The following is a 7,960-nucleotide window of genomic DNA, read 5'->3' as shown; positions in this document are numbered from 1 at the left end:
GTGGACCTGAACGCGCTGCCGCAACGGCCGATAACGGCATTCGCGGCCTTGCCCGGAGTTGAACTCAGGCAGGCCTATTGCGAATGGCGGGGAAGCTGGCTGCACGAAGTCGGCCTCGACGGCGATCTCTTGTTGAAGGCGAAAAAGCGCGAGGCCGTTTTACGCTTGCTGGAACCCGCCCTTCAGGCCCTGCCCAGATCGGCGCGACAATGAGATTGGCAGTCGACACTGTGAACGAACTTTGCGATGGAACCTTGAATCCAGACCGCAAACACCTCGTACTCAAACTGGCCGATTCAACGGTCATTCGGTCACGCCCGATTATCGCAAGGACGTTCTGTTGCCGACTGTAAGTGTGATCATTCCGGTGAGAGACGGCGCGCCCTACATCGGCGAAGCCTTGCAAAGCATTCTGGACCAGGATCTGGCTGATATCGAAGTCATCGTCGTCGACGATGGCTCCTCGGACGACAGCGCCGCGATCGCGACGTCGCTCGGCGAGGGCGACGGCCGCGTCAAGGTCGTCGCCAATCGCGGCAAAGGCATCGTCGACGCGCTCAATATGGGAATCGCGCTCGCGCGGGCCCCTCTTGTGGCGCGCATGGATGGCGACGACATCTCGCTGCCCGACAGGTTGCGCCTGCAGGCGGCGCGCTTCGACGCGGATGCCAATCTGCAGCTGCTCGGCACGGCGGGATTGCAGATCGACCGGAACGGAAAAACGTTGAGGCCAATAGAGGTTCCCATGGGCAACGAGCCGTTGCGGTCTGCCCTTGCCGGATACAATCCCATGCTTCATCCGACAGTGATGTTCCGGACCGAGGCCGTCCGGCGCCTGGGAGGCTACCGTCGCGCATTCACCTATGCGGAGGACTACGATCTGTGGCTGCGGCTTTCCGAGGCGGGAAAGCTGGCCAATATGGATGCGCGGCTGGTCAAATTGCGCTCGCATCCAGGACAGGTGTCGCGCGTCAAGGAGGATCAGCAAAAGGCGGCGGCGGCGCTGGCCAGGCAGTCGGCGCTGTTGCGCCGCTCCCGCGCCGAGCCGTTCAACGCAAACGGCGAACCCGCAGAGGCCATCGGAACCTTTCTGGCATGGCGCGCCGCCACGGGGGCCGGTATCTCGAGCCTGGAGAGACGCGACATCGAATTGCTGCTGCGAACGGCGGGCATACCGTTTGCCACGACCTGCAAGCTGCTGCTCCTCGCGGCTGTCGGCGCCCCCTCGTTCAGGACGCTCGCGCTCGGGCCTCGACTGGCTTGGCGCAGGATGATCGCGCGCCCTGCCAGGATGCGGCCGAATTGATGCGGCCCGGCTGATGCGGCTTGTCGTCGATCTCACCAGCATGGCGCGCTGGCTCGGCCCTCCGGTCGGCCTGGTCCGCGTGCAGCGGCATTACAGCGCGGCCGCGGCCGCGTTCACGGCCTCCGATGTGGCGTTCACGGTGTTCGACCCGGTCGACCGGGTCCTCAGGCAGGTCTCGCCGCAACTGGCGGCGGAAATCATCGCCGGAGACATCTCATGCGATATGCATTTTTATCCGGATCCTGCCCGCGTCAAGGTGCAGTTTTACGATCGATGGCCGAACTGGGCGCGGCAGGCGCTGATGGCGATCATAAGACCGCGCCGGATCCTGATAACGGAAATCGGCGCGTTCACTCGGCACAATCCGGACAGCAGTCTTGTTCCGTTGCTTGAGCGGGTCGAAAACCGGCTGATGAAGCCCAACGAGCGACGGCTGGTCGCTCGCGACAACGGTTCACGCGTCCGGATCGTGCCGCTGCGGACGGTGGCCGGCAACAAATACGAGCCGGCGCCCGGCGACCATCTGCTTTTGATGAACAATGATTGGTCGCACACCGATATCGGGGTCATTTCGCGCGCGTGCCGCTCGGCAGGCGCGAGGCTGATCGTGCTGTTGAACGATATCATCCCGATCCAGTTTCCCGACTGGTACAAGCGGCATGACGTCACCCGATTCACGGACTATGCGGCTCTGGCGATCAGGCTGGCGGACCGGTTCATCCTGACGTCGAAGCGCGTCACCGCCGATATGGAGGAGCATGCCGCCGGGCTCGGCCTTCACCTGCCGGACCTGAGACTGGTCCCGCTCGGCTGCGACAGCGCGCGCAAATCGAAGGCGGACGGCTCCCTGCCGGACGGACTTGAGGCAGGTCGCTACATCCTGTTCGTTTCCACCATCGAACCGCGCAAGAACCATTCGTTGCTCATGGACGTGTGGCGGCGCCTCGTTCAGGACGGAACGGTCGCGCATAGCGGCATGAAGCTGGTTTTCGTCGGCCGCAGCGGCTGGATGGTCGATGGGGTCCTTGAGAAGCTTCACAGCCATCCCGACTACGGCCAGAGCCTTATCCATCTCGACAACGTCGATGACGGGACATTGTCCCTGCTCTACCAAGGCAGCGCGTTCTGCGTGTACCCGTCGCTTTATGAGGGATATGGACTGCCGCCCGTCGAGGCGCTGGCCTACGGAAAGGCGCTGATCGCCTCGACAGGCGGAGCCATCCCCGAAGTGGTCGGTCCATTCGGACTCTGCCTTGACCCTCTCGATGTCGAAGGATGGGAAAAGGCCATGCGGGAATGGATCACCTCGCCTGAGGTCCGGACTTGCTACGAGGGGAAGGCCGGCCAATTCGTGGCGCGAAGCTGGGAGCTGGCTGGCCGAGAGACGCTGGAGGCCACCCTTGCGCCGTTCCCGGACGAGGTCGCGCCGGCGCGAGAAGGAACGCCTTAGGCTCGGCCACGCCCGGCCGCCGCAGGGTTCCGCCTGTTGCTGGACGCACAACCCCTTTCGGTCTAGCTTCCTTTCACCGCACGACCGGTGGTGAATTTTCGAGGGAGATGAACCATGACTTTGCCAAGCGACGCTCTCAGAGACGCAATCGGCCAGACGCGGGACAAATGGGGATGGTTCGTGGCGCTCGGCGTGCTGCTGCTGATCTTCGGCGGCATCGCCTTCGGCAATCTGTTCATCGCCACCGTCGCCTCGGTGTATGTCGTCGGGCTGGCTGATGCTGATGGCTGGCATCATCGAGATCATCCACGCTTTCGGGGTCAAGACCTGGGGACGTTTCTTCTATTGGCTGCTGAGCGGCCTGCTCTACGCCGTCGCCGGCTTTTTCGCCTTCGACAACCCGCTGCTCGCCTCGGCGGTGCTGACGCTGCTGCTGGCCATCGCGCTCATCGCCTCGGGACTTTTGCGATCCTGGGTAGCCTTCAGCCACCGGCCGGAGCAAGGCTGGGGATGGCTGCTCGCGGCCGGCATCATCACCATTCTGCTCGGCCTGATGATCGCCATGGGCTGGCCGGTCAACAGCCTTTGGGTGCTTGGCATCTTCCTGGCGATCGACCTGGTCTTCCAGGGCTGGAGTTTCATCGCCATCGGGCTGGCCTTGAAGCGGTAGGCACGGCCGGCGCGAACACGATCGCCAAACGCTGCGGGTTCACGCCGCCAGTCACTCCTCGCCTATTGTGGAATATCATTTTGCGGCGGGTTGATAACGACCCCGTCGATGTTATCGAAGAAAAATTGATTTTGAGGAAGTTTGCGGGCTTCCGTCAGGATGTCTTCCTCGGAAACCGCGTCTGGATTTGACTCGATTTTCTGACGAATTTCTTCGATAGCCGCCTTGACTTCCGGCTCGTCGTATTGAGGTCCACGGGCAATCACGCTGTGGGCATCCTCCGCGGTTGTTACAATTGCGCCGTTCGGTAGTTTCACCTTTGAGACGCTTTGAATGCAGGCGGTACCTTGCTTGCAAGGCTTGCCTGGGATGAGATCAATCCATTTCGGTCCACCGATCAGGATTGCCGCATACATTATCTTAGCCTTGGCGGGCGAGACGTGACTGGCAAGCAACCCGTCATAAAATACCCAGTGCGTCCACAGCATATTTCGAACATGGCGGTCGCAATAGTGGTCGTGGATGACAGCCGCACGAATAAAAATCGGATCGAAAGGCTCTCCGATAAAGCTTTGTGCCCAGTCCGGGATAGATGCGCCATCCGTCTTGTCATCCTTCTGAGCTTTCCAGTCTTTGCCCTTGCTATCAACATAGTGAAAAGTCCCATCAAGATAGCATTCGCGAACCTTCTCACATCCAGCTGGATGAAAGGTAAGACTATCTGTGAAATGGCCGCCCGCCAGTGCTGTGCCCGCCAGCGTGAGGCCAAGCATAGGCATTGCTATTGTCAGAGCAAAACGCACTTCTCTCTCCTGTTGATCGAAAATCCAAGCAACAGCTCGCCGCGGATCAAAGCCGCAGCCGTAATCTAACACCACAATAATTGCAGCTTAAGCCCTCAGAACGCGATTTCGGCGTCCAGTTGCGAGAGCGGGCGCACGCCCGCCAGCAGCGCCCTCGCCTCTGCCTCGTCCGTTTTCATCTGCGCCACCAGCGCGTCGAGGCCGTCGAATTTGAGTTCCGGCCGCAGGAAGCCGAAGAACGACACCTCACAGGTCTCGCCATAGAGATCGCCGGAAAAATCGAAGACGTAGGTCTCGAGCAGCGGCGCGCCATTGTCGTCGACGGTCGGGCGGCGGCCGAAGCTGGCGACGCCGTCATGAAGCGTGCCGTCGGCACGGCGGAAGCGGACGGCGTAGATCCCCTCCCTCAGGGCGGCTTCCGGCGAAAGCCGCATATTGGCGGTCGGGAAACCGAGCGTGCGGCCAAGCTGCTGGCCGCCGATCACCTCGGCCTCGACGGTGAAACGGTAGCCGAGCAGGCCGGCCGCCTCCTCCACCTTGCCTTCGGCGAGCAGTCCGCGGATGCGGCTCGAAGAGACCACTTCGGCGCCTTCATCGCGGAAGGCGTCGACGAGGGTCACGCCGAAGCCATGCCGTTCTCCCGCCGCCATCAAGAAGGCCGGGCCGCCCTGGCGGTCCTTGCCGAAATGAAAGTCGAAACCGGTAACGGCATGGTGGATGCCGAGATTCTTCTCCAGCACATCGGTCACGAAAGCCTCGGCGGAGAGCGAGGCGAAATCGCGCGTGAAAGGCTGCTCGACCAGGGCGGCGAAGCCAAGTCCGGCGAGCAGCCGCGCCTTCATCGGCGGCGGCGTCAGCACGAAGAGCGGCACCTGTGGCCGGAACACCTTGCGCGGATGCGGCTCGAAGGTGAGCACCAAGGCGGGCACGCCATTGCGGCCGGCCTCAGCCAGCGCGCGCTCCAGGACGGCCTGATGGCCGCGATGGACGCCGTCGAAATTGCCGATCGCCACAACGCCGCCGCGCAAATGCGCAGGCAGCGGCGCGGCTGTGGAAAGACGTTCGAAGGCTTGCGTCATGTCAAAGCGCCCGTCATGGCCAGACTATCAACCTATTGCAGGCGCGGAATGACGGCGACCGGCCGGTAGCCGTGCTTTTCGAGAAAGGCCGCCAGCCTTGCGGGATCGTCGCCATGCTCACGCGCGTGGATGCCGCCCGAGACATAGAGCACGTCAAAGCCGTTGTCGGCCGCGCCCTTGACATCGGTCATCATGCCGTCGCCGATGGCGAGAACCTCGCTTCGCTCGACGGCGCGGCCAAGCAATCCGGCGACCTCCTTCATGGCGACATGGTAGATCGGCGCGAAGGGCTTGCCGGCAATCAGCGTGCGGCCGCCCAGTTGCGCGTAATCCTGCGCGAGCGCGCCGGCGCACCAGATGGTCCGCTCGCCGCGCTCCACCAGGATATCCGGATTGGCGCAAATGAAAGGCAGGTTGCGGGCGCGCAGCCGCTGCAGCAGTTCGGCATAATCGGCGGGCTTCTCGACCTCGTCGTCATAGAGACCGGTGCAGACGACACCCGAGGCCTCGAATTCCTCGACAAGATCGACATCGAGCCCGTCATAGAGCGTGAAATCGCGCTCCGGCCCGATATGGAAGATCCGCCTTGGGCCGTCGGCGATCAGGTCGCGCGTCACGTCGCCGGAAGTAACGACCCGGTCACAGGCGTCGGCGGGAACACCGATCGCCTTCATCTGGGCAATGACGTCGGCGCTGCGGCGCGGCGAATTGGTGATCAGCACGACAGGCACGTTGGCCGCGCGTGCCCGGGCAAGCGCGGCGGCGGCCGCCGGAAAATGCCATTCGCCATTGTGAACGACGCCCCAGACGTCGCACAGTATGGCCGCGTAGCGCCCCGCCAGATCGTCGAGCGAAGCGATGATGTCGGGCGAATCCGCCATGCCGTGTCCCTGATTTCGATTCCTGGCAGGCCGCGACAGACTGTCGGCCACGGACGGTCCCGCATAACCGAAGCGTTTGATCCTGTCACGAGCTTTCCCGATCACCACAGGCCGGAGCCTCGATCTCGCTCGCCCGGACACACAGGGTTAACGCGCAGTCAAAAAGGCGGTGCGTTCTTGATGGTTTCGCGCAAGCTGAAATTTAACGATTTATGACCATGGTACGACAGCAACTGCGACCATGGTCGTATCTCGGCACGGATCCTTGGCGGGGGTAAATGCAATGATCCGCGATTTTTTTCGCGACAGGCGGCTTGATGACGGTCATCACAATGATACCGCTGATGGGCGCCGTGGCGATCGCCGTCGACTACACCGAGTTGGTCAGGCAGAAGCAGGAAACGCTGAACGCGCTCGACGCGGCGGGTATCGCAACGGCACAGCAGATCGTCGCCGGCGCCAGCGACGCCGACGCGAAGGCGTATGCCAAGACGTTCTTCGAAGCCAACCTCAGGCACGTCCTTCCGGCGAACACGGCGCTGACGGTGACTTTGCCGAACAACAATGCGGGCGGCGGCACGCTGGTCCTCGAAGCCGCGCTGCAATACAAGCCTTATTTCCTGCCGGCTGCGGTCGCGCTACTTGGCGGAACGCCCGGCCAGACGACCGTCAACTTCTCGGCCAGGTCCGAGATCCGCCTCAAGAACAGCTGGAAGTGTCGCTGGTGCTCGATAATTCGGGCTCGATGAGCGACATCTCCCCCACTGGAGGCCAGCAACGCATAGCGCTGCTCAAGACCGCCGCCACCGAACTGGTGAACATGCTTGCCGGCCAAGCGGATCTGATGCGACAGATCGACAGGCCAGTGCAGTTCTCGCTGGTGCCGTTTTCGGCTTCGGTCAATGTTGGTCCAGCCAACAAGGATAAAGCCTGGATGGATCTGGACGGCATTTCACCGATCCATCACGAAAATTTCGATTGGACGACGATGTATAAGACCGCTTCTGGCGTCGATCCCAACAAGTATATTGAGAAAGTTGGTGACGCTCGCTGGAAGCGCGGCAGTGGTTGGGGCGCGGGACAGAACACCCCAATGACCCGCTTCAAGCTCTACGAGGAGATGACGGCCACGACCCGGACCTGCACCAAGAAGCGGTCCAATGGCAGTTGCCAAACCTATTCTACCCCCACAACCGGACAGTATGAAGCCTGGAAAGGCTGTGTGGAGGCGAGGCCTTATCCCTACAATGTCGACGACACGACGCCGACAGCGAGCAAGCCCGCCAGCCTGTTCGTACCGATGTTCGCGCCGGACGAAGCAGGTAATCTGTGGACCGACAGCACACGCACCAGCACAAATTCCTGGGGCTACAGCAACAACTGGTGGATAGATTCGAGCGACGGTCTGTCGGTGCCTCAACGCCAAGCGGATATGCGGAAATATTTTCTAACCAAACCGTACGACGCTTCGACCGTGTCGGCAGACGACGGCCCCAACGCAGGTTGCACGACGAGCCCAATCACACCGTTACAGGATGTAGCGACGACCGCTGGTAAGCAGAGGATCCTCAGCGCCATAGATGCGATGACACCTACCGGCAACACCAACGTGCCGGAGGGACTCGCATGGGGCTGGAGGACTCTCTCCAGCAATGAGCCTTTCACCGAGGGCCGAGATAACAACGAAAGAGGCAACGACAAGGTTGTCATCGTGCTCACGGACGGTGCCAATACCTACAGCTCAGTCAACGACAGCAGCTATGCCAATAAC

The 7,960-nt window shown here is 61.9% G+C and carries 7 protein-coding genes and 2 pseudogenes; 6 read left to right on the top strand and 3 right to left on the bottom strand.

Translation table 11 applies throughout. The features are described from left to right. The 4 genes and pseudogenes from EOA28_RS38880 to EOA28_RS17180 all read left to right on the top strand — a co-directional run. A pseudogene (locus tag EOA28_RS38880) lies at positions 1-213 on the top strand (hypothetical protein); the annotation flags it as partial. 127 nt (positions 214-340) lie between these two features. Then, on the top strand, positions 341-1,306 hold the full coding sequence (locus tag EOA28_RS17190; protein ID WP_189342074.1) for a glycosyltransferase: 966 nt from the start codon (positions 341-343) through the stop codon (positions 1,304-1,306). A 13-nt stretch (positions 1,307-1,319) separates the two neighbouring features. After that, positions 1,320-2,756: a glycosyltransferase family 1 protein gene (locus tag EOA28_RS17185; RefSeq protein WP_126083167.1), complete on the top strand. Its 1,437-nt coding sequence runs from the start codon at positions 1,320-1,322 to the stop codon at positions 2,754-2,756. Between the two features lie 114 nt (positions 2,757-2,870). After that, positions 2,871-3,426 (top strand): annotated as a pseudogene (locus tag EOA28_RS17180) (HdeD family acid-resistance protein). Positions 3,427-3,488: 62 nt separating this feature from the next. On the opposite strand, the gene EOA28_RS17175 reads toward EOA28_RS17180, so the two are convergent. From EOA28_RS17175 to EOA28_RS17165, 3 genes are all read right to left on the bottom strand, one after another. Then, positions 3,489-4,229: a DUF1353 domain-containing protein gene (locus tag EOA28_RS17175; protein ID WP_127251596.1), complete on the bottom strand. Its 741-nt coding sequence runs from the start codon at positions 4,227-4,229 to the stop codon at positions 3,489-3,491. Positions 4,230-4,324: 95 nt separating this feature from the next. After that, the gene (locus EOA28_RS17170) at positions 4,325-5,308 is read right to left on the bottom strand and encodes a bifunctional riboflavin kinase/FAD synthetase (protein WP_127251597.1); all 984 of its coding nucleotides are present in this window, start codon (positions 5,306-5,308) and stop codon (positions 4,325-4,327) included. Positions 5,309-5,340: 32 nt separating this feature from the next. Continuing rightward, entirely contained in the window at positions 5,341-6,189 is an 849-nt protein-coding gene (locus EOA28_RS17165; RefSeq protein ID WP_127251598.1) for a TIGR01459 family HAD-type hydrolase, read from the bottom strand. A gap of 317 nt (positions 6,190-6,506) precedes the next feature. On the opposite strand from EOA28_RS17165, the gene EOA28_RS40270 reads away from it, so the two are divergent. After that, positions 6,507-6,938 (top strand): TadE/TadG family type IV pilus assembly protein, encoded by a 432-nt coding sequence (locus EOA28_RS40270; protein ID WP_245501541.1) that lies wholly within the window; start codon positions 6,507-6,509, stop codon positions 6,936-6,938. After that, positions 6,905-7,960 (top strand): VWA domain-containing protein (locus EOA28_RS17160; protein WP_281060905.1); only part of this gene is annotated, 1,056 nt, incomplete at its 3' end. The genes EOA28_RS40270 and EOA28_RS17160, both read left to right, overlap by 34 nt.

The sequence above is a fragment of the Mesorhizobium sp. M2A.F.Ca.ET.067.02.1.1 genome (genome assembly GCF_004023285.1).
Lineage (GTDB): Bacteria > Pseudomonadota > Alphaproteobacteria > Rhizobiales > Rhizobiaceae > Mesorhizobium.
This window is presented reverse-complemented; position numbering and strand designations above follow the sequence as displayed.